Below are 25,708 nucleotides of genomic sequence, written 5' to 3' on the forward strand. Positions count from 1 at the left end.
AATTATAGTTTTAGAGAAGAAGTGCAGCGCGCGCAATTCTCCCCGCCTGCCCGCTGCTGACTTAGCTCACTGGTTTTAATGCATGAAATAAAACCTCTGAAGGCCAGTGTAGCAAGGGTTTTGAGCCCTTTTTAGCACGCCGGATTGCATGCAAAACCATGCACCCTATGCATGCAGAGCTCGCAAGGACAGGCTAGCCAGAGAAAAGGCTGTCCGGAGGGACGGTTTTGCACTGCATAATGAAAAATACCGCCTTCTTCGAAAGCGGCACTTGAGATTATTTTTTGGGGGATTGAGACCGAGCCTAAATTTATATTTCCCGCTTCATATTTTCTCTTTTAACGATTTTACTGACACTTTCATTTGTTTTAAATGCGCATGAGCACTCCAGCCTGGTGCACTGATAATAAGACTCCTTTGTCTGTTCGGTGATATAACGGCTTGTGCGAATGTGAGAAACTGAGCTGCAAAGCGGGCAGCGCATCATTTGCTATTACTCCTTATTTGAATCGATACGCTGGGAGAGTTTTTGAGCCAGTAATTGTCTTTTTATCGGGCTATGCAGCAGCCCCATATCGACACCAGGCAGCGCAGGAGAATGCATCCCGATTTTCTCCAACATAGGTTCTGCATCCATGTTGAACTGACCGATGCGAGCCGCCCCGACAAGCGCCTTGCCAATTTCAGCGCTGACAATTTTGGCGGGCTCTACATAATGACTGGATTGTGTTTCCTGATAACTTACGGTGGATAACGCCAGAAGTTTCAGTTTTACAGCGCGTACCAGCGCCGGACTGAGATGGTTGATGGCCATGCGCCACTGTGTATCAGCATAGGCATTCAGTGCGCTGCGGTGTGCACTAATTAACGCTCCCCCAGCATTAGCACAATGCAACATCGCTGACTGTGCGCGTTCCTGAGTTCGTCAGTCATAACCCCGCGTGACTTGCGAAAACGCGAACGCCAGCTCTCTTCATTCTCTTTGATTTCGCTGTTCGCCGTTTCTTTTTCCTGGGCGCATCGGGCAATCGAACTTTCAATTTCATCAAGTGCACGCTTTTTCTCAGCAAACGCCGCTTTGGCCTGCTCAAAGTGTTGGATAGCGCCCACCAAACAAGGTTTCGGTTATTACCAGATAAGGCCGTTACCGCAAAGAAAGCCGCAGCCCGCAAGGGTTTGCGGCTTTTTTACGTCTGTAGAAGTCCGGGGAGATTTGCCTGAAACCAGCGTCTGTTGATATACAAATTGGTATACGCCACGATATATACATAAACGTATCCCCGTCACTATTTTTCGCTTGAGCCAAAATTCTAAAGAAGTGAATAAAAGTTACAGTCTGAAAAAATAGTTTGCCGGGATAAATTCATCAATGAGGTCTTTTGGGTGAATATGAATATCAGGATTTTCGTAACCCAACATGAATCTCGCTGATTCCAAAATTTTATTCGGCACCCGATCTGGTATCGTTTCACGTACATCGTCTAAGCTTTTAATTAAATACCATAAGTTTGTTTAAAATTAAGTTTTATCAAAATCGAAAAATAAATGGTCCGCCATATGTGCCCCCCTGACGTCCAATGGTGCGGGAGGTTCAGGATTGTGAGTCACTCTCCTACCCCTTTCTCAATAATTACATTTACATATAATTGTTCACGTAAGTATTTATTTAAATAATACAGGTATTATTGTTGTTTAAATACATATGGATAAATTTGATTTATTCATTCTTAATATATAATTAAATACTATACAAACAACGCAAATGATATAAAGTCGTGCATTTTTTTGTATCCCTCGTTAATAAACGAGTTTATGGACAAATTTGGAAGATACTTATGCGTTTAAATAAATTAACAGCAGCAATCCTGTTTTCTGCTATTGGATTTCCAATAGTTTCGTCTGCCGCCACCGTGACGGCAAATGATCAAACTAACACCTTCTCCGGCCTCGATTACTCGATGATGATCACCAAAGATGGTGGTCACACCTGGACTGCGTATACCGACGCCTCGCAAAACAACTTCCCGGGGACTGTTTTAGCACAAGTCGCGCCAAAGCAAGAACTGGCCATTATTTCAGAGGATTACGATCCGAACCGCACCTATAAAGGCGGCGATACCGTTCGCTTCCTGGGATACTACTGGACTGCGCAATGGTGGGTGGATCAGGGTATCAACCCGGGAACCGATCCGGTCTGGGTATCAGGCGATGCAATCAATATCAATGCGTATGCAACTTTCCAGTTCACGCCGTATACCGGCCAGGACGCTATCGATCTGCAGAACCGTGAAAAGGCCCGCGTGGCCGCGCAACGTAAAGTCATTGGCTACTTCCCGGAATGGGGCGTGTATGAAGCTCATAATTTCTTTACCCCGGATAAAGTCGACTACTCTGGCCTGACCCACCTTAACTACGGTTTTGCGGTAGTGAAAGATGGTGTCGTGACCATGCATGACACCGACAAAGCACCGGGCCTGATCAAAGATCTGGATAAACGGACTGAAGCGGCCAACGTGGCGCATATGATTTCTGTAGGTGGCTGGAATAACTCTCAGGAAGGTGTCTTCGAAGCGGCCACCGCCACGAATGCTGGCCTTGAGAAACTGGCCAACAGCATGGTCAGCTATATGGCGCAGTGGAATTTTGACGGCCTCGACATTGACTGGGAATACCCGGACACCGAAGCTGAGAAAGCCCAGTTCACCAAGCTTATCCAGTCGCTGCGTACCAAACTGGATGCCCAGGGCAAAAAAGATGATAAGTACTATCAACTTTCTGCGGCGGTCACCACTAACCACAACAACATTCAGTTCATCAACCCGGCCGTGACGGCGCCGTTGCTGGATAGCGTGAACGTGATGGCGTATGACATCCACGGTGCTTTTGATCCATTAACCGGTCATAACGCGCCACTGTATGAAAACAGCCATGATGAAGATAAAGACCTGAACGTGGCCGACACCATGAGTGCGTACGTCAACACCTGGCAAGTGCCAAAAGCCAAGCTGATGATGGGGATCCCTTATTACGGTCGTGGCTGGGGCCATGTCCCTGGAACCGAGCTGATCCCTGGTTTGCCGGGCATGTTTAACACCGGTGCAGCGACTGTCAAAGGTGCATGGGACGACGCGGATCAGTTAACCGGTACCAACCCGTGGTATGTGCTGAAACAAAAACTGAACACTGGCGAATACACGCGCTACTGGGACTCAGAGTCACACGTGCCCTATCTCTACAGCGAAACTACGCAAGAGTTCCTGACCTATGACGATCCGCAGTCCATTCGCGAGAAAGTTGACTATATCAATGAGCAAGGCTTTGGTGGCGCGATCCTTTGGGACATCAGCGGCGATACGCCTGAACATGAACTGGGTAATATCGTTAAAGAAGTGAAAAACACGCCACTGCCGGATGATTCCGATGTGCCAGACGACGAACCGGTTCCGGTTATTGATAAGACCGATCTGAAGGGCATTATTGTTAGTCTGTTTGACAATGAAACCCGTGTGACCATCAATCTGGATGCTAAAAAATTCACCAGTGGTAATGCCTATACTGTTGCTGTTGATGGCAAATATCTTTTTGGTACCGAAGGCAGTAAAAATTACTACAGCTATCTGTACCAATATGGGAAAGAGTCTTCATTGCGTACCGGTGACGTCGCGAGCCGCCTGAAAGCGGGTTCTGTCATCACAGTGACACGCGAATACCCGAATAAAGGTGTTATCGGTCAACTTACGGTGACCCAAGACATGCTGGACGGTAACAATCCGGTCATGAGTGATGGCAGTGTGAAGTCTATGAGCGTGTCGAAAATCAATAACGTACCTTACGTTTTCGTTGATTTTGATAAAGAGATGCTTCACAACGCGGACGGTTCTTCTTATGTCGCTAAAGTGATTAATGACGATAAGAAAAAGGGTAACTATATTTTCAGTTGCGATAATGGAAAATGTTACTACAGCTCCATGACTGAAAAAGATGCTATTTCACAGGTTAAATCTGATGAAAAAGATATTTCTATTGGTGAAACAATCGTTATTGAACGTGTGTCACCGAACCCGGCGACTGTAGCCAAAATGGTCGTCACAAGTTTCGAGCCAGAACCGCAGCCAGAACCCGCTCCGCAACCAGATCCGGTTAAAGAAGTGAAGGCTGTACTGTATGTAAATGCTAATTACACAGGCTCATCTCTTTCTGTCGAGGGGGATATACCCCAGCTTATCACGCATAATAACTTTAACGATGTGGTGTCCTCATTAAAAGTCACTCCGGGCTGGACTGCCCAAGTTTATGAAGATGAACATTACAAAGGTTATCACCTTGATTTTAAAGGTGGAGAAAATGTGCCTGATTTGAAGGGAAGGAATTTCGACAACCGAGCATCGTCAATCAAGTTCATCAAAGACAATTAATCTTCCATGAACGGCGTTTGACAATATCATATTAAGTCACAGGTAAACCTTACATCGCCTTTATCCCTGTGGGTAAAGGCGTTTTTTTTGCCGGTTACCTTGAGAAATTGGAAGATTTATCCTGTTGTTTTGGAAATATTATTCAGAACTTACCCTCTAATACACCCCCATAGCATTCTCATTTATTCCGCCCAAAAACCAATCTTCCCTATGTCACACTGATGCCCGTTTTGAACATAAGCTTGCCGCTTGACCACAATGAGTCCGGTCGTCATATTCAAAATATGAATAATTCTTTTACCCTCGCGGCATCCTGGCGGGGATTTGTTTTTTTATTGCATACCACCGGAGAAGACTTGTGAAAAAAAGCACTTTGCTGATCATCGCGGCATTATCGGCCGCCAGCAGCCTGGCACATGCGGAGACGACTTTACGATTTGGTGTAGATCCGTCGTTTCCGCCTTTTGAATCAAAAGCGCCAGATGGCAAGCTGGTCGGTTTTGATATCGATTTAGGCAACGCCATTTGTCAGCAGGCAAAAGTGAAATGTGAATGGGTCGAAACCGCGTATGACGGAATTATTCCTGCGCTGAATGCCAAAAAATTTGATGCCGTGCTCTCCGCGATGTCGATGACCCCAAAACGTAAAACGCAGGTCACTTTCTCTGACATGCTTTATCACGTACCCAGTGTGCTGATTGCGAAGAAAGGCAGCGGCCTGCAACCCACTGCGGATTCACTGAAAGGAAAAACAGTGGGCGTGGCTCAGGGCACGACGCAGGAAGCCTACGCACAGGGCGAATGGCAGAAAAAAGGGGTGGATGTGGTTTCCTATCAGAATCAGGATTTTGTGAATCAGGATCTGGCATCCGGTCGCATTGACGTGACCCTGACCAATGCCGCAGCCGCAGAAACCGGCTTCCTGAAAACCCCGGAAGGCACGGGTTATGCCTTTGCCGGGCAACCCTTAAACGACACCCGTTATTTGGGTGAAGGCACGGCCATTGGCCTGCGCAAGGATGATCAGGCACATCTGACATTGATTAATAATGCACTGGCAGAAATCCACAAAAACGGCACATACGAAAAGCTGGAGAAAAAATACTTCACCTTTGAGGTCTATAACAAGAAGTCCTGATTTTCGCTGCTCCCTGCCGCGCGACCGATTCGCACGGCAGTCTGTTTTTTCGGATCCCCTTCCCATAAAAAATGTCTGCGGCTGCAAGTTATTCTGTTGTTCAGACGACGTTACGCAACAATCAAAATATCCGCTGTTCCCTGATTTATTGCTGGCATAAAGTCAGCGGCAACAGGTCACATCACAAACAGGGTTATACAAGAATGAGTGTTGTTGAAGTCTCTTTCAGCGCCAGCTTCGCTTCCTCGCTGATCCCCGTATCGGTAACGATGGTGTCGATTTTTTCCATCGGCAGCACCAGGTTATATCCGCGACGCCCAAACTTGCTGGAATCAGTGACCACCACAACACGCTGAGCCGCACCGGCCATGATGCCGCTGATGCTATAGCCTTCGTTGAACGTGGTGATACCTGTAGCCGCATCCAGCCCGTCGGCACCGACAAACATCAGGTTAGCGACAATGCCCTGCAAAGCGTACTCCGTGATGTTGCCATGCAGGGAACGGGTTTTATGGCGCAACGTTCCGCCGCAGACCACCAGTGTAATGTCCGGATTTTCAGACAGCACAAAAGCAGCGGGCAGGTTATTCGTGATGACAGTGATATCGCCTGATTTCACCAGCTCTTCTGCCAGCAACATGGTGGTACTGCCGCTGTCGAGGATCACGGTATCTCCCGGTTTCACCATTCCAGCCGCCTCCTGCGCAATCCGTTTTTTAGGATCGGTGGCCTGAAGATAACGCTGCTCAAGCATCATCTCATCCTGCGGCTTTTCATGCTCCGTAACCGCCTCCTCTTTCCGTTTTGATGCGCCCCCATGGAAACGGCTAAGCAGCCCTTTTTGCGCAAGCAAACTTAAATCAGAGCGCACCGTAACCTCAGAGACTTCGAAAGCACTCGAAAGATCAGCCACCAGCACGCTGCCACTCTCATTCACTAAATCAATGATTTTATTACGACGTTCATAGGTATTCATGATTGGCGATCCGAAAGGTCACATTCCTTCTAGTGTAAACAAAAGGCCAGGTAATGAGGAGAAAAAATTTTACACGATGTGAATCATCCCTCTTTCCCTGCCTGTGGCAAGGCATGACGTCATCTTATCTTTCATTTCAAGATCCGTCACGAAAAACGAAAGATATCGAATGAAATTCACTTATGAAATATTACGATCTCTGTCACGAAAACCAAAAACCGCTATTGTTTACCTTTCGAAAAGATATGATCCTCTTCGAAAACAAACGGAGGCATGAAATGAAAGATATTATTGCTAAACACAAGAAAGGCGAAAGCACAGGCATTTGTTCTGTCTGTTCCGCGCATCCTTTGGTGATTGAAGCCGCCCTGCGCGAAGACCTTCTCACTGACCGCAAGGTACTGATAGAAGCCACCTCCAATCAGGTGAATCAGTTTGGTGGCTATACCGGCATGCAGCCGATCGATTTTCGGGATTTTGTTCTCGCGATTGCGGAAAAACTTAACTTCCCTCTTGAGCGTCTGATTTTAGGGGGCGACCACCTGGGGCCGAATTGCTGGCAAAGCGAAAATGCTGACAGCGCGATGAGTAAAGCAGAAGTGTTGATCGCCCGCTATGTGGAAGCCGGTTTCAGCAAAATACATCTGGATGCATCGATGTCCTGTGCAGACGATCCTGTCCCTCTGGATCCGCTCATCGTGGCACAACGCGCAGCGCGGCTGTGTCAGGTCGCAGAACGTGTTGCCACACCGAAGCAAAAACAGCTTCTGACCTATGTGATTGGCACTGAGGTACCGGTACCGGGTGGCGAGGCGTCGGCTATTCAGCAAGTCCATGTCACCAAAAGGGAAGACGCGAAAGCGACGCTGGATATGCACCATCAGGCATTTCGTGAGCTTGGGTTAACGGATGCCATTGATCGGATCATCGCTGTCGTGGTCCAGCCAGGCGTCGAATTTGATCACAGCCGGGTGATCCACTATCAGCCTGAACTTGCGCAAGATCTCTCCGCATACATCACCACAACACCGCTGGTGTATGAGGCACATTCCACCGATTACCAGACCCGTGAGTCCTACCGTAAGCTGGTGAATGACCACTATGCGATCCTCAAAGTCGGCCCGGCGCTGACGTTTGCATTACGTGAAGCCATCTTTGCTCTGGCCAACATCGAACAGGTGCTGATCGCGCCTGAATCACGCAGCCACATCCTGACAGTGATCGATGGCGTCATGCTCGATGAACCGGCTTACTGGAAGAAGTATTACAACCCGACGTTCAGCCTGTCGCTTATCGATCTGCGCTACAGCTTATCGGACCGGATTCGTTATTACTGGCCGCACGCCCGTATCAACCGGGCAATGGAAGTGCTGATCACGAATCTGCGTTCCGTCGACATTCCTCTCGGCCTGCTGAGCCAATATCTTCCCGCCCAGTTCGAACGAGTGATGACCGGCGAACTCGCCAGCGAACCCCATGAACTGATCATCGATAAAATTCAGGATGTTTTGCGCGCCTACCACTTTGGCTGCACACCTCATCACACCTTTCAGCAGGAGCCTGCTCATGCATAACTGCGAGGTATTCGTTAAAACCGGTATCACATTTACCGACTATCACGAGGCACTCACGCATATCGGTGAACGCATGGTGCAGGCGGGTGTGGTCGGGGCCACCTATCCGCAAGCGCTGGTTAAGCGTGAAGCTGAATTCCCGACAGGGATCCAGCTGGAACGCCACGCGGTGGCTATTCCCCATTGCGAAGCGACACATGCACGCTGTCCGGCTATTTATCTGATCCGTCCTGACACCACTGTGGAATTTTTCCAGGCTGATGATGACGGCACGGTTCCCGCGTCACTGATCATTGCGTTGATTGTCACCCACCCGTCCGAGCAACTGAAGTTACTGCGCCAGTTGTTCAGCCAGTTACAGGAGCCTGCTTTTTTAGAAAGCTTACTGACCGCGCCAGAACATCAGCTGTCCGCGCTGTTTAAACAACACATCTTTGTCCCGGCTCCCGTGCCAGAGCAGCGCGCGCCGGTGTGTACCTGAACGTCTTTTTGAGCCAATGAATCTGACGTCTTACCTAAAAAAATAATACCTACAACAACCTGTTAAGGAGCCTTAACGTGAAGCGAAAAATTATTGTCGCCTGTGGCGGAGCCGTTGCCACATCTACGCTGGCAGCGGAAGAAATCAAAGAGTTGTGCGAAGCCCACGGCATCGCTATCGACCTTGTGCAGTGCCGTGTCACGGAGATCGAAACCTATATGGACGGCGCTCACCTGATCTGCACAACAGCCAAAGTCGACAGGACGTTTGGCAATGTTCCGGTGGTCCACGGAATGCCGTTTATCTCCGGCGTTGGCATGGATATTTTGCGCAAACAAATACTCACCCTGTTGCAGGAGTAAGCCATGTTTACCGACATAATGCGCTACATCCTCGACCTCGGGCCGACCGTCATGTTACCCGGCGTGATCATCGTGTTCTCCCTGATACTGGGGATGAAACTGGGGGATTCTTTTAAATCGGCCATCCACATTGGCATTGGGTTTGTCGGGATCGGGCTGGTTATCGGTCTGATGCTTGATTCTATCGGGCCTGCGGCGAAAGCCATGGCCGAGCATTTTGAAATTAATCTGCAAGTCGTGGATATCGGCTGGCCAGGTTCTTCGCCGATGACCTGGGCGTCACAAATCGCACTGGTCGCGATCCCGATTGCGATTGGTGTGAATATCCTGATGTTGCTGACCCGCATGACACGCGTCGTCAATGTGGACATCTGGAACATCTGGCACATGACCTTTACCGGTGCCATGTTGCATCTGGCGACGGGTTCTTACTGGCTTGGGATTATGGGTGTAGTGCTACACGCCGCGTTCATCTACAAACTGGGCGACTGGTTTGCAAAGGACACGCGTGACTTCTTTCAACTTGAAGGGATCGCTATTCCGCATGGTTCTTCAGCCTACCTCGGCCCGATCGCGGTGCTGGTTGACGCCATCATTGAGAAAATCCCCGGCCTGAACAAAATCCATTTCAGCGCAGACGACGTTCAAAAACGTTTCGGGCCGTTTGGCGAACCGGTCACCGTCGGTTTTGTCATGGGATTGATTATCGGCTACCTCGCCGGATATGACGTCAAAGGCGTGTTGCAACTGGCTGTCAAAACCGCAGCCGTCATGTTGCTGATGCCACGGGTGATCAAACCCATTATGGACGGCCTGACACCCATTGCCCGCCATGCGCGTACCCGTTTGCAGGCCCGCTTCGGAGGGGAGGAGTTCCTGATTGGTCTGGATCCTGCGCTGTTGCTCGGCCATACCGCTGTGGTATCGGCCAGCCTGATCTTTATTCCTCTCACGATCCTCATTGCGGTACTGGTGCCGGGAAATCAGGTTCTGCCGTTTGGTGACCTCGCCACCATCGGTTTCTTCGTGGCTATCGCCGTTGCCGTGCATCAGGGCAATCTGTTCCGCACCCTGATTTCCGGTTGCATCATCATGAGCATCACACTGTGGATAGCCACGCAAATGATTGATCTGCATACCCAACTGGCGGCAAATGCAGGCGCGCTGACGGCGGGGGGCAGAGTCGCCTCAATGGATCAGGGCGGCTCACCGATCACCTATCTGCTGATTCAACTCTGCACACTGAAGAACATGGCAGGGCTGAGCATCATTGGCGTGATTTATGCCCTCGGCGTCTTCCTGACATGGCGTCGCGCCCGTCAGTTCACTCAGGCTGAAAAGCTGGCAGCGGTTTCGCTGACCCATTCTTAACTTTCATCTACGCGGGGGAATTGGATCCCCCGCTTAAGGAAACCGACTATGAAATCTGTTGTTGTCCATGCGGGCGGTAAGATGACCGTTGAGGAGTGCCCGATGCCGGTGATCAGCGCTGCCGATGACGTGCTGGTGCGTATTGCGTACTCCGGTCTGTGCGGTTCAGATATCCCGCGTATTTTTGCTAACAGTTCGCATTTTTACCCGATCACTCTCGGCCATGAATTTAGCGGTCAGGTAGTCAGTACCGGAGAAGACATTCACGATTTACAGGAAGGGGATGCTGTGGCTTGCGTACCTTTATTGCCATGCTTTCAGTGCGAAGAGTGCAAACAAACCGCTTATTCCCAGTGTAAACATTACCAGTTTATTGGATCCCGACGTCACGGCGGCCACGCTGAATATGTTGTAGTGCCGCGTCATAACTTATTCAAATTGCCGCAAGGTGCTTCCCTGTTACACGGGGCATTTCTGGAACCGGTCACCGTCGGTTTACACGCATTGAAACTGGCGGGAGGCTGCCGCGGAAAAGAAGTGATCGTGATTGGTGCCGGTACTATCGGCCAGTTGATCATCCAGGCGGCCAGCGCATCAGGTGCCAGCTCGGTCACAGCTATCGACATCAATCCACAGCGTCTGGCACTTGCACGCGAAACCGGTGCCAGCCATGTCTTTAACAGTGCGACAACGGGTGCAGACGACATCCGCCAGCAAACCCACGAGCGCCGTTTTAATCAGCTGATCATTGAAACCGCCGGTACACCGCAAACCGTTGCGCTTTCGCTGGACATTGCCGGCCCCAAAGCGCAGGTCGCACTGGTCGGCACCTTACACAAAGATCTGACCCTCAATGTGGCGACATTCAGCCATATCCTGCGCAAGGAACTGACCTTACTGGGGAGCTGGATGAATTACTCCGCCCCGTGGCCGGGCAGCGAATGGCAACAGGCCATGCAATTGTTTGCTGAGAATAAATTAAATCTTGAGCCGTTAATCGCCAGTATCGGTGATCCGGACGAATTCGTGCGGGAAGTCACGGCGCTGGCAGGTAAACCGATGACGGGCAAGATCCTGCTGAACATGACAGGGAGCTGAAATAATGTATCTGATTTCAAACAGGGAAATGCTGCTGGCAGCACAGCGCGAAGGTTACGCCGTACCGGCTTTCAATATCCATAATCTCGAGACCGTGCAGGTGGTGGCAGAAACTGCCGCGATGATGAACTCTCCGGTGATCCTCGCCGGAACACCGGGAACATTTAGCTACGCAGGCACAGACTATCTGATTTCGATTTGTCAGGAAGCGGCCCGGCAATACCGCGTTCCTCTGGCACTGCATCTGGATCACCATGAAGATCTGACTGATATCGAAAGCAAAGTCAGGGCCGGGATCCGTTCGGTCATGATCGATGCTTCGCATTTTCCGCTGGCCGAAAACATCACGAAAGTGCAGGCGGCCGTCAGATTGTGTCATGCCTTTGATGCCAGCGTCGAAGCTGAGCTGGGTCGTCTCGGCGGTCAGGAAGACGATTTGATGGTGGAAGAAGGCGACAGCTTCTTCACTGATCCTGTGGTGGCAAAGCATTTTGTTGAATTCACGCGTATTGATTCTCTGGCCGTCGCCATCGGTTCCGCACACGGTTTGTATCAGGGTGAACCCAAGCTGGACTTCTGCCGCCTTGGGCAAATCCGCCAGCAGGTGGATATTCCTCTGGTACTGCACGGCGCGTCGGGGATCCCTGAAAGCATGATCCGTCATGCTATTGAGCTGGGGATCTGCAAAGTCAACGTCGCGACAGAACTGAAAATCGCCTTTGCCGGTGCCGTAAAAGACTATTTCAACGCGCACCCCGACGCGGATGATCCACGCAAATACATCGTGCCGGGGAAACGGGCGATGCAGAAAGTCGTAGAGGAAAAAATCAGGATCTGCGGAAGTGCAGGGAAATTATAAGGTAATGCTGTCTGGGAGACGGGGGAATTACCCTGTTTTCCAGCCGTTTAGAGGTACTCAGGTTGCAGCTGACGTGCCATTCTGATTTTATGGAAGCGTCTTTATAAACCAAATGGTGAGCAGAACCGCTATGACAACCCTTAATCACTTTGGCCAGCCCATTGGCGATGCCCTACCCGACTGGCAACCCCGCGAACGTCCTTCCCATGTTCAGCTTGATGGCCTCTGGTGTCGTCTTGAGCCGCTGAGTGCTGAGCGCCACAGTCAGGATCTCTTTAACGCCTGGCACAGCATTGATGACAATCGCGACTGGACGTATCTTTCCGTCGATCGTCCTGCGACACAGGCAGAGTGCGATCTGTTTATTGCGCAGCAATCCAGAAGTGAAGATCCGCTGTTCTTCGCCGTTGTGGATATCCGGACGCAACGCGCCGTCGGCAGCGTTTCACTGATGCGAATTGATGCGGTGAATGGCGTAGCCGAAATTGGCTGGGTGAACTGGTCGCCGCTGATGAAACGCACACGTTTTGGCACCGAGGCGATTTATCTGCTGCAACGCTATCTGTTCGATACCCTGAAATACCGTCGCTGCGAATGGAAATGTCACAGCCTGAATGAACCGTCAAAACTGGCCGCACAGCGTTTTGGTTTTCAGTATGAAGGTATGTTCCGGCAGGCCATTGTCAATAAAGGTCACAACCGCGATACCTGCTGGTATTCCGTTCTCGACCACGAATGGCCTGCGTCAAAAACCATGTTTGACCGCTGGTTAAGCGCAGACAACTTCACCGCCGAAGGTCAGCAAAAACAGCGTCTGGAAGAGTTGCGTTAATCCGCATTGCCTGCGTTGTTGGCTGACGCAGGCAGACGAAAGGGTTTATGGATTAATGTTCAGGGGACAGCGCCGCCAGCACTGAAATATCGGGCCATGCATAGATTATGTTAGGCGAGCGCCAGAGTGGCCCGGCATCGGTATATCGTCCGGCTTCGCGGCCACCTAAAGCCTGGTAAAAACGAATGGCCGGTTGGTTTCCTTCGACAACGCCCAACCCTGCGCTGCGGAAACCTTCAGCGGAAAGATGCTTTGCAGCTTTGGCGATCAACAGTCGGCCAATTCCCCGACGTTTAAATGCCGGAGAAACATACAGGAATTTGATTTCGGCCATCTCACCAAATTCCGGGTTAGAAGATGCCGACGCCAGGCAAAACCCGGCGAATGCACCGTCAGTTTCAGCAATAAAAGTGCCCTGACCGACAGCAGGATGGGCAAATTTGTCCTGCCAGAAAGCTTTCCGGCGCGGGACATCCAGCGCTGCAAAAGCTTCCGGCGGTGCCAGTTCACGATAAGTATCACGCCATATGGCAACATGTAATTCCGCAAGAGCATCGATATCTTTGGGTTCAGCAATCCGTAAAGTGCAGGCTGGCACGGCATCCCTCGTTATTAAAAATATTCAGGAAGATCATAAGGTCAGCTCAGTATAGTCAGCCTTTCTCTTCCCGCGCCAGTAAACTGCGTTTCCGTTCCACGCCCCAGCGATAACCGGAGATATTGCCGTCAGTTTTTACCACCCGATGGCAGGGGATCGCGACGGCCAGCAGGTTCGCGGCGCACGCACCGGCCACGGCACGGACGGCTTTCGGTGAACCGATTTTGCTGGCAATCTCGGCATAGCTGGCGGTGGTTCCCGGCGGAATATCACGCAATGCCTGCCAGACTCGCTGCTGGAAAGCCGTGCCGCGAATATCCAGCGGCAAATCCAGCCCGATATCGGGCGCTTCCACAAAGCCGACCACGATGGCAATTCGTTGCTCAAAATCCGCGTCGCCGCCCAGTAATTCCGCCTGCGGAAAACTGTTTTGCAATTCGTTGATCAGCTTTTCAGGATCGTCGCCCAGTAAAATGGCGCAGATCCCCCGCTGGCTTTCAGCCACGAGAATGTTGCCGAGGGAAGATTTTCCGACAGCAAACCAGACGCGGACGTTGCGGCCTCCGGCGCGGAAATTTTGCGGCGTCATGCCCAGCGTCGCCGCAGAGGTTTCGTAAAAACGGCTGTCAGAAGGATATCCGGCAGCATAAATCGCTTCGGTGACTGTCGCAGAATCGGTCAGATTTTCACGGACCCGGCGGACGCGCTGCGCCTGCTGATACTCTTTTGGCGTCACACCGGTCTGCGCTTTAAACAGGCGATGAAAATGATAAGGGCTGATGCCCACTTCTGCCGCCAGCTGATTCAGTGTCAGCATGTGGGCGGATTGCTCCAGCAACCGGCACGCCTGCAACACCCGGCTGGCATGAAACTGCGCCAGTGAAATCAGTCCCTGACGGCAGCGTTTGCAGGGGCGAAAACCGGCACGTTCCGCCGCTTCGGCATCGTCAAAATAGAGAATGTTTTCCGGTTTCGGTTGCCGTGACGGACAGGAAGGCGCGCAGTAAATACCGGTCGTTTTTACCGCATAGACAAATTTGCCGTCGGCGTTTGCATCACAACTGACAACCGCCTGCCAGCGCGGATCCTGCCTCTGAGCATAAGCCGCGTTTTCCGCTGTCGTTTCTTTAATGTCGTCTGTTTTACCTGACATGTTATGCCTCACGTTTCCTGACTTGATGACTGTCAGCATAATCCGCCGTGCCGCGCTGCACCCTCCGGCTCTTGCTTTCTCATTCAGCGCCGATGTTTCAGCCCGCCACCGGTTTTAAAGGGGTGTCGAGGATCATCTGATAAAAGGCCAGATCCAGCCAGCGATCAAATTTAAAAGCGGCCTGTTTAATCGTGCCGGTATGGCTGAACCCATTTTTTTCATGCAGGGCAATGCTGCCGCTGTTGGCCGCATCAATCGCGCCAATCAGCGTGTGCACGCCGCGTTCACGGGCGGCCTCCACCAGAGCATTGAGCAGAATTTTTCCCAGCCCTTCTCCGCGGTGATCTTTATGAATATAAATCGAATGTTCGACGGAATATTTATAGGCAGGCCAGGCGCGGAACGTGCCGTAACTGGCAAATCCCAGTAATCTCCCCTGCTCATCCTCCAGCCCGATCACCGGAAAGTTATTGGTCAGTTTAGTGGCAAACCAGGACGTCATGCTGTCGATGTGGCGCGGTTTATAATCATACAATGCTGTCGAGGTCAGGATGGCATCATTAAAAATATCCAGAATGGCGACGGCATGCAGGCGTTCCGTACAGGTGATCATCTTCATCGAACTTTCCCCCGGTGGCTTTCTTTAGCGGCTAAATTCCACTATAGTAGAATTAATTCCACCAAAGTAAACAACGGAACTCCCCTTATGTCAATCGACCAACTGATCGCTACGCGTCTGCAGTCATTACGTAAAGCGCAAGGATTGAGCCTCGAACAGCTCGCCAGCAGTTCAGGTGTCAGTAAAGCGATGATCTCGAAAATTGAACGACAGGACAGCAGCCCGAGCGCCAGTCTGTTAGGCCGTCTGGCAGCCAGTCTGGGCGTTTCGCTGGCGCAGTTGCTGTCAGAAGAAAATACCCGCCCCGCCCCTTTGCGTCTCCGCGATCAGCAGGAAATCTGGCAGGATCCGGACATCGGATATGTGCGGCGTCAGGTAACACCGCATGAAGAAAATGGCGGACCGGAACTGGTTGAGATTACGCTGCCGGGCGGCGCCCGCGTCAGTTATCCGGGCTGGAGTCATCAGGCTTATAAACAACGTCTGTGGCTGGTGGAAGGGTTGCTGACTGTTGATTATGGTGCAGAAAAGTATGCGCTATCCCCAGGTGATGCGCTGACATTTGGCGTGGATTTGCCCATCACATTCAGTAATACCGGCACTGAGCCGTGCCGGTATTTGCTGGTCATGAGTGACAAATAGTTTTCATGCTTTCCGGCAGGGCCAGCGCACGGCCCTGCAGATCAGAGATCTAACGTGCCGTCGATCAGCGTACAGCTGTCGCCACCGACCCAGGGTTCGCCGTCCACGAAGGTGACGGTCACACGGCCATCGCGCTGCAACCGGGTGCCCTGACGGACATGGTACATCTGCGCCATATGCTTACCATCCGGGAAATCAGCCGCTTTCAGCACCCGCGCCAGACAGGCATTGGCGCTGCCGGTGACCGGATCTTCTTTCAGCACGCCATCCTCATCAATGATCGCCCGCACTTCGTAATCTGCCGGGCCGCCTCTCTCATGCAAGCCGTAGACCGCGATACCGTTAATACCCAGCTGCTTTTGCAACTGGCTGACGGCGGCGGCATCAGCGGTAATATTCAGGCACTCCTGCGCGCTCTCCATCCGCACGACCAGCCAGATAATGCCCATATCCGCCGCGACCGGCGCGACATCCGCCTGAATTTTGCCTCCGCGCAACGCAGTGGAAAGCAAAGCATAATGTTCCGCATCCAGCGGTTTCAGCGCAGCCGGAGGCGCAGAAAAGGCCTGACCGCCTTCCGTCAGTTGCTTCACCTGTACCAGCCCGACGCCGCATTCCTGCACCAGATAACCGGGATTTTTAGACTTCAGGCCGTCTTGCAATAACGCATATGCCGTGCCCAGCGTCGGGTGCCCGGCGAACGGCAGCTCCTTATCGGTGGTAAAAATTCGCACGCGATAATCGGCATCCGGCGATGCTGGTTTGAGCACAAACGCCGTTTCCGCAAGATTAGTCCAGCGTGCCATCGCGAACATCTGCTCATCGCTCAGCCCTTCGGCATCCAGGATCACGGCCAGTGCATTGCCTTTCAGAGGCTCAGCGGTAAACACATCAACTTGTTTAAAACGGCGCAGGCGGGTCATAGCAAATCCTTGTCTTGTCGTAAGGGAAACCATTTTGGAGAAAGCGCGAAGCCTCTGAGTTTAGGAATATTTCTATAAGTTATCGAGAAAAATGTCAGTGTCGGGCGGCTGGCCTATGCTTAACACACAGTCCGGTCGTCTCCATAAAACAGAAGGAAAAGAAAATGCCCGCGAAGGATTTGATTGGTATTGGTATCGGCCCCTTCAATTTAAGCCTCGCCGCCATGGCAAGGGATACGGGGAAACTCGACGCCGCCTTTTTTGATGCCCACACCGAATTCAGCTGGCACCCCGGCATGCTGTTACCCACGGCAACCATGCAGACCTACGTCCTGCAGGATCTGGTCACCACCATTGCGCCGCGCAGCGAATTTTCATTTATTAATTATCTGGTTGAACAGAAAAAGATTTACCGTTTTCTGGCCACCGAGCAGCTGATCATCAGCCGCGATGAGTTTTCGGATTATCTGCGCTGGGCATGTGACCGCATTCCCGGCCTGCATTTTTCCGCGCCGGTAGAACGTATCGACTTTGACGATAACAAGCAGGAATTCATCGTACAGAGCCAAAAAGGTGAGCACCGCGCCCGCAACATTTGCCTCGGTACCGGACACGCCCCCTGGATCCCCAAACCGGCCCGGGCGGCGCTGGGGGAAAACTGTTTTCATGCGGCGGAGATTGAACTGCGCGAACCGGATTTCACGGGCAAACGCGTGGCCGTGGTCGGCGGCGGGCAGAGCGGTGCCGACATTATTCTCAATGCGCTGAGCGGTCACTGGGGAGAATTTGCGGAACTGACCTGGCTTTCGCGCCGCCCGAATTTTCAGCCGCTGGATGAGTCGATTTTCTCCAACGAATATTTCACGCCGGAGTACGTCAATTACTTTTATACGCTGCCGGAGGATGTACGCGAGCGCGAGATCAAAACGCAAAAACTGCCTTCTGACGGCATCAGCTATCACACTCTGGAAGACATTTATAAACAGTTGTATCACCGTTTTGACGTGCTGCATCAGCCGCGTAACGTGCGATTACTGCCGCACCGCGCGCTCGATCATATCGTGCGTAATGCAGGGGGTGATTTCAGCCTGCAGGCCAGACACGGGCTGGAAAAATGCGAAGAACATTTCAGCGCCGATATCGTGATTCTGGCGACCGGTTACCGCCCCGGTTTGCCGGATTATCTTGAGCCGCTGCTGGATCGCATTCCTTATGACCGCGAGCAGCATTTGCCACTGCAACAGAATTTCAACCTGCGCTGGGATGGCCCGTCAGAAAACCGGATCTACGCGGTGAACGCAGGTATCCACAGTCACGGCAGCGCCGAAGGACAACTGACACTGACCGCGTGGCGCTCGGCCAAAATTCTCAATCATCTGCTGGGCGAAGCGCATTACGATCTGCGTCCTGTGCCCTCGCTGGTGCAATGGTGGCCGGACGACACGGGCAAATAGCAGGCACAAAAAAGCGGAGCATCAGGCTCCGCTTGTTCAGACAATCCGCTCATCAGACGTAAAAGTAGATGGCTAAAAAGTGACAGGCACTGCCGCCGAGGACAAATCCGTGCCAGATAGCATGACCAAAACGAAAGCGTTTTGAGGCGTAGAAAATGACGCCCAATGTGTACACCACACCGCCCAACGCCAGCAAGGTGACGCCGCCCAGCGAAAGTTTAGTCGCCAGCTGGTAAATCACGATCAGCGACAGCCAGCCCATCGTCAGATAGGTGACCAGCGACAACACTTCAAAACGGTGTGCAAACGCCAGTTTGAAAATCACACCAAACAGCGCCAGCCCCCAGATCACAGCCATCAGTCCCTTTGCCAGCGGGGAGTTCAATCCGACCAGCAGGAACGGCGTGTAGGTCCCGGCGATCAGCAGATAAATCGCGCAGTGGTCAAATTTTTTCAGCCAGTATTTGGCTTTCTGATGCGGTATCGCGTGATACAGCGTGGAGGCCAGATACAGCAAAATCATGCTGCCGCCGTACAAACTGTAGCTGGTGATCGCCATGGCGCTGGCGTTATCGCCTACCGCCTGAACCAGTAAAAGTACCAGTCCGACAATCCCGAACACCAGACCCACGCCGTGGCTCAGGCTGTTGGCTATTTCTTCAGCCCACGGATATCCCTGTGGTGATGGAGACAACTTACCCATACGTTGAGAACCCTCAAGGCAAAACAAGTGAAAATGATTGTTTATAAAACGTTCCGTACAGGATCAGCTTAACTGAGAACGATTCCAGTGTACATCTGTAAGCTTAAATTGAGTATTATCTGATGTAACAGTCTCTTAGCCGGATCATCATTTCACTTCTCACTCACTTTGAAGCCCTTCAAATCATTCAATTTGTTTATAATTCCAACGCGTTACATTTAGAAGACAAAAGGAAATTCCGCACCCAAAAACATGATTTTTTTATATCAAGCGATTAAGGTGTAGCGGAAAAGTGAAATAACGCCGTTTACCATGCCGTCAATATGACTAAGGTTTGACTATGTCTGCAGTAACTCCCCCGCTGAATTTCGGTGCAATGACCGAAGTTTTTCAGTTCCTGATGGAAATCGACAAGCTGAAAAGCGTGCAGCGCCGCACCAAAGTGTTAGGCACTGAGCGTCAGGAAAACTCCGCGGAACATAGCTGGCATTTCGCCGTCGCGGCGATGTCTCTGGCCCCATTTGCGCCGGAAGGCACTGATATCAATAAAGTCATCCGGATGGCGTTGATCCACGACATCGTAGAAATCGATGCAGGTGATGTGCTGGTTTACGATCTCGCAGCCCGCGCGGCGGTTCACGATCAGGAAATCATTGCCGCGAAACGCCTGTTCGGCCTTTTGCCTGCACCGCTGAACACACAGTTTCTGGATTTGTGGAACGAATATGAAACAGGCGAAACCCCGGAAGCACGCTTTGCGCTGGTGATTGACCGCGTCATGCCGATGATCATGAACCTGAACAATCAGGGTCAGAGCTGGGTGGAAAACAACATCCGCCTTGAACAGGTTCTGGCACGCAACGCCTTCATCGCCGATATTCACCCGGAACTGTGGCTGCACATCCGCACCCATCTGGATAACGCCCACCAGCAGGGCTGGCTGAAGTAATAATGATATTGTGGCTCCCCTTTATTTGGGGGGCTGTTTTGACATCTGTACTTTCACTCATATCGGGGAGTGTGCAGAACATCACAGCGGTTATCTGCCGGTTCCTGTTTACTACAGGCTCATTGTTGCGGAGATACCGATGCTGTTATTCCCTTTTATTAAAAGCCTGTCTCTCATTTTGCTGACGTTCGTCCGCGGAATGACAGGTTTTATATCAGGGTGCTGCTGCTTTAATTCTGTCGATAATCTCTCTGCCACCACGGAACAACCTGAAGAAATAAACCCGGCTGATTTCAGCGAGCAATGGCAACAACTCTGGCAGTGCGCCGGACATTCCCTGCTGCCCTGCCTCAACGTAAAACGTTTTATCTCCCGCACACACATTCAGGTTACTTCCATCAGCGTCCGGCTGGGCGTGCAATTACGCCATATCCTGGCTTTCAGTCATTTATCCAATCTGGTCAGTCAGTTACGCTGCTGCCGTCGTCTGAGTGGCACGCCAGCCGCCGACGCGACTTTTATACCTTCTGTTTCATTCAAAAGCACAACGCGCCCTTTCGCCGTTGTGCTTTTTTTATGTCTGTCATCACTCAAAACCCGAGGATTTATATTATGTATTTCGTCTGTATTGCTGCCTGCCCGACCGGTGTTGCCCATACTTATATGGCCGCAGAATCTCTTGAAGTGCTGGGAAAAAAACGCGGACACGAAATCAAAGTGGAAACTCAGGGAAGTCTGGGCGCTGAGAATATTATTACTGAAGAAGATCTGGCGCGCGCCGACGGCGTCATTCTCGCTGCCGATGTTGCGGTCATCAATAAAGAACGCTTTAACGGCATGATCACCCTCGAATGCAGTGTCAGTGATCCGATCAAACACGGCGATGCGGTATTCGACGCGATCGAACAGGAGGTGGCGAATGGCTAAATTCAGGGCAGAAGACGGCGGCGGGCACGTCGGCACGGATGTGAAAAACGCCATCATGACCGGCGTTTCTTACATGCTGCCGTTCGTGATTGCGGGCGCGGTGATCATGGGCATCGCGCGTATTGGCGCATCAATGTACGGCATCGACAATATCTGGGACAGCAGCCATGCGCAGGCCGCCAGCCAGATAGTGAAACTGCTGCATCAGTTCGATGGCTTCGGCGGGCTGGCGCTTTCGCTGATGTTGCCGGTTGTCGCCGGATACATCAGTTTCGCACTGGCCAATAAACCGGGCATCGCGCCGGGCATGATTGGCGGGTTGCTCGCCAGCAATCTGGGCACCGGATTTATCGGTGCGCTGGTGGCCGGATTTGTCGCCGGTTATATCGTCCGCTGGATGGTGCGGTTTATCAAATTGCCGCGCTCACTGGCCTCCGCCGGGCCGATCTTTATTCTGCCGGTCGGCGGCACGCTCCTGACCTGCATCATCATGGCGCTGGTGGTCGGCACGCCGCTGGCGGCGCTCAATCGCGGAATGGAAGCCTGGCTGATGGCCATGTCTGGCACCAACAAAGTGGTGCTGGCAGCGGTAATTGGCGGCATGGTGGGCTTTGATCTTGGCGGTCCGATCAATAAGGCGGCAGTGACCACCGCCATGGCGCTGCTGGCTTCCGGCATTTATGACCCGAATACGGCCGCGCAGGTGGCGATTATCATCCCGCCGATCGGGCTGGGCGTGGCGACACTGTTGTGGAAGAAGCGGTTCCCCGAATCACTGCGCGAGGCGGGAAAAGCCTCGACGCTGATGGGGCTGATCGGCGTGTCAGAAGGCGCGATCCCGTTTGCGCTTTCTAACCCAAAAATCATTGTAATTAATGTCATCGGCTCTGCGCTGGGTTCGGCAATGGCCGTCGGTTTAGGGGCGGTGAATCATGCGCCGATTTCAGGTTTTTACGGCTGGCTGGCGGTGGATGGCTGGCCGGTTTATATCCTGTCAATTGCCGCCGGTTCTGCGGTGGTCGCCTTCGGCTCGCTGCTGGTATTCCGCCATGGCGATACAGAGTCGCTGATTAAACCTGCCGCTTCTCCGGCGCCTAAATTCAAGGTGAACCGCCAATGAAAACCGTCCATCTGATTCAGCATACTCACTGGGATCGTGAATGGTATTTCACCGAAAATGATTCCAAAGCCGTCCTGTATTATTTTATGGATGACCTGCTCAACCGGCTGGAAGCCGATCCGCAATTACCGCCGTTCGTGCTGGATGCGCAGACGGTGATCCTCGACGATTATCTTGAGGTCGCGCCGGAAAATCTGCCGCGCCTGACCGCGCTTATCCGCGACGGGCGGATCCTCACCGGTCCGTGGTATACGCAAACCGATTTTCTGGTGGTCGGTGCGGAATCCATCGCCCGTAATTTGTTGTTAGGTATTGAGGGCGCAGGCAAATACGGCACGCCGATGCCGGTGGGTTATGTGCCGGACTCCTTCGGTCAGAGTGCGCAGTTACCGATGTTTTTAAATCAGTTCGGCATCCGCCACGCGGTACTCTGGCGCGGCTGGAGCGAGCATGACGTCGCAAAAACGGAGTTTGTCTGGCACAGCGACGACGGCAGTAAAGTCACCACGGCGGTGCTGCCGTGGGGTTACGGTTGTGCCAAATGGTTACCTGCAGACGTGGGAAAAGCCTTGCCGGGGGTAATGAAAGCCAGCCACAAACAGGCGCAGTTCGCCGCCACGGATCATATCTTATTGCCGAACGGCAATGATCAGTCACCGTTCGAATATCAGGTGCCGGAAATGTTGCAGGCACTGAATCGGCAGCAGGATGAATTCCGTTACGTGAACAGCAGTTTCAGTGAATTTTTTGAGGTTATCGACACACAGCGGGACCGTTTGCCGGATTATCACGGCGAACTGCTCAGCCCGAAATACATGCGTATCCATCGCGGTATTTTTTCCACCCGCACCGACATTAAAAAACTGAATGCCAGGCTGGAGAAAACCCTCAGTCAGTATCTCGAACCGCTGCTGACGGTGAATGCTTCGCTTGGTCTGCCGTATCCGCAAACTGCCGTGGATAACATCTGGCGCGAAGCGATGAAGTCCCATGCCCATGACAGCATCGGCGGCTGCAATTCGGATCGCGTCAATGCGATGGTGAAAAACCGGCTGCTTTCCGGCATGGAAATGGCGCAACAGTTGCTGGATTTAAACTTCCAGACACTCAGCGAAGGGATCACCGCCACACAGGACGGCACAAAAATCCTGCTGTTTAACAGCCTGCCCCGTCAGCGCAGCGGGATCGTGACGTTGACGGTGATGACGCCGGAACGTGATTTCCGCCTGTGCGACAGCGAGGGGAACGACTGTCACTGGCAGCTTGTGCGTGAACAGCCGCAGGATATGTCGACGGTGGTACAGGAGCTGTCGAACAGCACGGAAACCACCTGGTTCCGTAAATGTGAGTTGCAGGTGGAAGTCAGAAACGTGCCTGCGTGCGGCTACACCACGCTGTGGTTTAAGCCCGGCGAAGTATCGCAACATCCGGCACATACCGTGAACGCGCGCCAGCTGGAGAATCATTTTCTGCATCTGCGTGCCGATGCGCACGGCGTGCTGACGCTGACCGACAAACGCAGCGGTCAGCATTATCACTCTCTGCTGCAACTGGTCGACGGCGGTGATGCGGGCGATAACTACAACTATTCGCCGCCGGTGGAAGACTGGAAAATTACCGGCGACGGCCATTTGATCGAATGCCGCACCGACGGCGGCAGCCTGTTTAACCGCATGGTGCTGCGCTACCGGCTGCCGGTTCCGCAGGATCTCGATTCGCGCCAGCAGCGGCTGACGGACGCCAGGCTGGATGTCACGCTGACCCTGACGCTGGCGCATAACTCGCCGCAGCTGAACGTGGAAATCACCGTGGATAATCAGATCCGCGGCCACCGGTTGCAGCTATTGATGCCCACCGGCGCGGTCAGTCAGGTGCATTTCGCCGACCAGCCGTTCGGATTGATCCAGCGGGATAATCAGCCTGCTGCCATGAAAATCTGGCAGGAAGAAAACTGGACCGAAGCGCCCGCTGCGCTGTATCCGATGCAAAGTCTGGTGATGATGCACGATGAAACCCGCGGTCTGTGTGCGGTGACCGAAGGACTGCGCGAGTATGAAATTCCTGAGGAACACAACGACGTTCTGGCGATCACGTTGCTGCGCAGCGTCGGCTGGCTGGGGCGCGCCAATATGCCTTACCGGCCGGGGCGCGCATCGGGGATGGTTCTGCCCTCGCCTGACTCGCAAATCCCCGGCATTCATCATTGTTCGCTGGCGGTGATGCCGCTGACCGGCGCACCTGATGCGGATGTCTGGCGGCGCGTGGAAGAATGGAAAACGCCGATGCTGGCGTATCTGGCCACCGGCTGGTCGCGCTTCCGGCTTAATCCGCACGGACTGAAATTCCCGGCGGATTACAGTTTAATGAGCTGGGACACGCCGCTGCATTTCAGCACGCTGAAAAAATCACAACGCGGCGATCACTGGGTGATACGCGGATGGAATCCGACGGCACGACCGGTGAAAACGGGCATCGTGAAATCATCGAAAAAGGTCACGCCATCGACACTGGCGGAGGGGAAGCTGAGCGAAGCACGTTACGTGGACATCACCGAAGCCGGTGAACCGGTGACATTTTTAATCGAAAAGTAAGCGGTATAAACGGGGAGCCATCCCCCGTTTTCCCTCATTATCTGCCGCCAGCCAGCTCAATAAAGCTGCCGGTGACGTAAGAGGCAGCGTCCGACAGCAGCCATGCAATGCCTTGTGCCACTTCTTCCGGCTGCCCGCCGCGTTGCATCGGCAGATTGGCTTTAACGCGATCGACGCGTCCCGGCTCACCGCCGCTGGCGTGCATGTCGGTATAAATCAGACCCGGACGTACACAGTTAACGCGGATGCCGTACGCCGCCACTTCCAGCGCCAGCCCCGTGGTCAGGGTATCCACCGCCCCTTTCGACGCCGCGTAATCCACATATTCCCCCGGCGCACCCAAACGGGAAGCCGCCGAGGACACATTCACAATCGCCCCGCCCTTTCCGCCATGACGATGCGACATGATTTTTACCGCCTCACGACAGCACAGGAAATACCCCGTCACATTGGTGGACAGCACTTTATTGATACGTTCAGCGGAGAGATTTTCAAGGGTCGTCTGCTGGAACAAAATTCCGGCGTTATTCACCAGCGCGGTGAGCGGCCCGAGTTCGGCACTCAACTGTCTGAACATCGCGACAACCTGTGCTTCATCGGCAATATCGGCTTTCAACGCTATCGCTTTACCACCGGCCTGATGGATTTCATCGATAACAGATTGCGCTGCGATGTCGTTATTAAGGTAATTCACGCCGACAGCATAACCCTGCTGCGCAAGAAGAAGAGCCGTTGCACGGCCGATACCGCGACTGGCGCCGGTGACGAGAGCGATTTTCATGAGTGACTCCATTGGGGAAGTGAGGAAAGTGTAGGAGAAACAGAAAGAAAGGGGAGTTTAGCTTAGCTCCTCCCCCTGCGAAGGGGGAGGCTGGGAGGGGGTTTTAAGGGCTAACACCCGGTCAAAGCATACTTCAACCTAT

The 25,708-nt window shown here is 52.6% G+C and carries 24 protein-coding genes; 15 read left to right on the forward strand and 9 right to left on the reverse strand.

Annotated elements, in window-relative coordinates:
• Positions 1-310: 310 nt before the first annotated feature.
• Positions 311-487 carry an ogr/Delta-like zinc finger family protein gene (locus EYY67_RS23485; protein WP_095924867.1) on the reverse strand — a complete coding sequence of 59 codons (177 nt, stop codon included), beginning with the start codon at positions 485-487 and terminating at the stop codon, positions 311-313.
• A 6-nt stretch (positions 488-493) separates the two neighbouring features.
• Positions 494-814, reverse strand: coding sequence for a hypothetical protein (locus tag EYY67_RS23490; protein ID WP_095924866.1), 321 nt, complete (start codon positions 812-814; stop codon positions 494-496).
• Between the two features lie 1,021 nt (positions 815-1,835).
• Here EYY67_RS23490 and EYY67_RS23495 point away from each other — a divergent pair.
• On the forward strand, positions 1,836-4,415 hold the full coding sequence (locus EYY67_RS23495; RefSeq protein ID WP_095924864.1) for a glycosyl hydrolase family 18 protein: 2,580 nt from the start codon (positions 1,836-1,838) through the stop codon (positions 4,413-4,415).
• A 358-nt stretch (positions 4,416-4,773) separates the two neighbouring features.
• A complete protein-coding gene (locus tag EYY67_RS23500; RefSeq protein ID WP_095924863.1) occupies positions 4,774-5,553 on the forward strand; it encodes an ABC transporter substrate-binding protein in 780 nt (259 codons plus the stop codon).
• A gap of 193 nt (positions 5,554-5,746) precedes the next feature.
• Here the strand turns inward: EYY67_RS23500 and EYY67_RS23505 are convergent, their stop codons facing one another.
• A complete protein-coding gene (locus tag EYY67_RS23505; protein WP_095924862.1) occupies positions 5,747-6,529 on the reverse strand; it encodes a DeoR/GlpR family DNA-binding transcription regulator in 783 nt (260 codons plus the stop codon).
• Between the two features lie 278 nt (positions 6,530-6,807).
• Here EYY67_RS23505 and gatZ point away from each other — a divergent pair, with 278 nt between their 5' ends.
• The 7 genes from gatZ (at position 6,808) to EYY67_RS23540 (ending at position 13,106) form a co-directional block, all read left to right on the forward strand.
• Positions 6,808-8,103 (forward strand): tagatose-bisphosphate aldolase subunit GatZ, encoded by a 1,296-nt coding sequence (gene gatZ, locus EYY67_RS23510; protein ID WP_095925287.1) that lies wholly within the window; start codon positions 6,808-6,810, stop codon positions 8,101-8,103.
• Entirely contained in the window at positions 8,096-8,584 is a 489-nt protein-coding gene (gene gatA, locus EYY67_RS23515) for a PTS galactitol transporter subunit IIA (RefSeq protein WP_131694506.1), read from the forward strand. Before gatZ ends, gatA begins: the two co-directional genes overlap by 8 nt.
• 77 nt (positions 8,585-8,661) lie before the next feature.
• A complete protein-coding gene (gatB, locus tag EYY67_RS23520) occupies positions 8,662-8,946 on the forward strand; it encodes a PTS galactitol transporter subunit IIB (RefSeq protein WP_095924860.1) in 285 nt (94 codons plus the stop codon).
• Between the two features lie 3 nt (positions 8,947-8,949).
• Positions 8,950-10,317 carry a galactitol-specific PTS transporter subunit IIC gene (locus EYY67_RS23525; RefSeq protein ID WP_095924859.1) on the forward strand — a complete coding sequence of 456 codons (1,368 nt, stop codon included), beginning with the start codon at positions 8,950-8,952 and terminating at the stop codon, positions 10,315-10,317.
• 48 nt (positions 10,318-10,365) lie between these two features.
• On the forward strand, positions 10,366-11,415 hold the full coding sequence (gene gatD / locus EYY67_RS23530; RefSeq protein WP_131694507.1) for a galactitol-1-phosphate 5-dehydrogenase: 1,050 nt from the start codon (positions 10,366-10,368) through the stop codon (positions 11,413-11,415).
• A gap of 4 nt (positions 11,416-11,419) precedes the next feature.
• Positions 11,420-12,274 carry a tagatose bisphosphate family class II aldolase gene (locus tag EYY67_RS23535; RefSeq protein ID WP_131694508.1) on the forward strand — a complete coding sequence of 285 codons (855 nt, stop codon included), beginning with the start codon at positions 11,420-11,422 and terminating at the stop codon, positions 12,272-12,274.
• A 130-nt stretch (positions 12,275-12,404) separates the two neighbouring features.
• Positions 12,405-13,106: a GNAT family N-acetyltransferase gene (locus EYY67_RS23540; protein ID WP_131694509.1), complete on the forward strand. Its 702-nt coding sequence runs from the start codon at positions 12,405-12,407 to the stop codon at positions 13,104-13,106.
• A 52-nt stretch (positions 13,107-13,158) separates the two neighbouring features.
• Here the strand turns inward: EYY67_RS23540 and EYY67_RS23545 are convergent, their stop codons facing one another.
• From EYY67_RS23545 to EYY67_RS23555, 3 genes are all read right to left on the reverse strand, one after another.
• Positions 13,159-13,704, reverse strand: a complete 546-nt coding sequence (locus tag EYY67_RS23545; protein WP_131694510.1) for a GNAT family N-acetyltransferase — start codon at positions 13,702-13,704, stop codon at positions 13,159-13,161.
• 55 nt (positions 13,705-13,759) lie between these two features.
• Positions 13,760-14,857: a bifunctional DNA-binding transcriptional regulator/O6-methylguanine-DNA methyltransferase Ada gene (gene ada / locus EYY67_RS23550; protein WP_095924854.1), complete on the reverse strand. Its 1,098-nt coding sequence runs from the start codon at positions 14,855-14,857 to the stop codon at positions 13,760-13,762.
• Positions 14,858-14,954: 97 nt separating this feature from the next.
• Entirely contained in the window at positions 14,955-15,476 is a 522-nt protein-coding gene (locus EYY67_RS23555; protein ID WP_131694511.1) for a GNAT family N-acetyltransferase, read from the reverse strand.
• An 87-nt stretch (positions 15,477-15,563) separates the two neighbouring features.
• Here EYY67_RS23555 and EYY67_RS23560 point away from each other — a divergent pair, with 87 nt between their 5' ends.
• On the forward strand, positions 15,564-16,118 hold the full coding sequence (locus EYY67_RS23560) for a helix-turn-helix domain-containing protein (protein WP_131694512.1): 555 nt from the start codon (positions 15,564-15,566) through the stop codon (positions 16,116-16,118).
• Between the two features lie 41 nt (positions 16,119-16,159).
• Here the strand turns inward: EYY67_RS23560 and EYY67_RS23565 are convergent, their stop codons facing one another.
• Entirely contained in the window at positions 16,160-17,041 is an 882-nt protein-coding gene (locus EYY67_RS23565) for a PhzF family phenazine biosynthesis protein (protein ID WP_131694513.1), read from the reverse strand.
• 164 nt (positions 17,042-17,205) lie between these two features.
• Here EYY67_RS23565 and EYY67_RS23570 point away from each other — a divergent pair, with 164 nt between their 5' ends.
• On the forward strand, positions 17,206-18,495 hold the full coding sequence (locus EYY67_RS23570) for a lysine N(6)-hydroxylase/L-ornithine N(5)-oxygenase family protein (RefSeq protein WP_095924850.1): 1,290 nt from the start codon (positions 17,206-17,208) through the stop codon (positions 18,493-18,495).
• Between the two features lie 52 nt (positions 18,496-18,547).
• Here EYY67_RS23570 and trhA read toward each other — a convergent pair whose 3' ends face one another.
• Positions 18,548-19,198 carry a PAQR family membrane homeostasis protein TrhA gene (gene trhA / locus EYY67_RS23575; protein WP_095924849.1) on the reverse strand — a complete coding sequence of 217 codons (651 nt, stop codon included), beginning with the start codon at positions 19,196-19,198 and terminating at the stop codon, positions 18,548-18,550.
• Positions 19,199-19,538: 340 nt separating this feature from the next.
• Here trhA and EYY67_RS23580 point away from each other — a divergent pair, with 340 nt between their 5' ends.
• From EYY67_RS23580 to EYY67_RS23595, 4 genes are all read left to right on the forward strand, one after another.
• Positions 19,539-20,147: an HD domain-containing protein gene (locus EYY67_RS23580; RefSeq protein WP_095924848.1), complete on the forward strand. Its 609-nt coding sequence runs from the start codon at positions 19,539-19,541 to the stop codon at positions 20,145-20,147.
• A 612-nt stretch (positions 20,148-20,759) separates the two neighbouring features.
• On the forward strand, positions 20,760-21,074 hold the full coding sequence (locus EYY67_RS23585) for a PTS fructose transporter subunit IIB (protein ID WP_095924846.1): 315 nt from the start codon (positions 20,760-20,762) through the stop codon (positions 21,072-21,074).
• The gene (locus EYY67_RS23590; protein ID WP_095924845.1) at positions 21,067-22,194 is read left to right on the forward strand and encodes a PTS fructose transporter subunit IIC; all 1,128 of its coding nucleotides are present in this window, start codon (positions 21,067-21,069) and stop codon (positions 22,192-22,194) included. The genes EYY67_RS23585 and EYY67_RS23590 overlap by 8 nt, the downstream gene beginning before the upstream one ends.
• Complete coding sequence (locus EYY67_RS23595; protein WP_131694514.1) at positions 22,191-24,785, forward strand: glycoside hydrolase family 38 N-terminal domain-containing protein; 2,595 nt, start codon at positions 22,191-22,193, stop codon at positions 24,783-24,785. The genes EYY67_RS23590 and EYY67_RS23595 overlap by 4 nt, the downstream gene beginning before the upstream one ends.
• A 37-nt stretch (positions 24,786-24,822) precedes the next feature.
• Here EYY67_RS23595 and EYY67_RS23600 read toward each other — a convergent pair whose 3' ends face one another.
• On the reverse strand, positions 24,823-25,566 hold the full coding sequence (locus EYY67_RS23600; RefSeq protein WP_131694515.1) for an SDR family oxidoreductase: 744 nt from the start codon (positions 25,564-25,566) through the stop codon (positions 24,823-24,825).
• Positions 25,567-25,708 lie beyond the last annotated feature (142 nt).

It is taken from the genome of Rahnella victoriana (assembly GCF_004330295.1).
Classification (GTDB): Bacteria; Pseudomonadota; Gammaproteobacteria; order Enterobacterales; family Enterobacteriaceae; genus Rahnella; species Rahnella victoriana.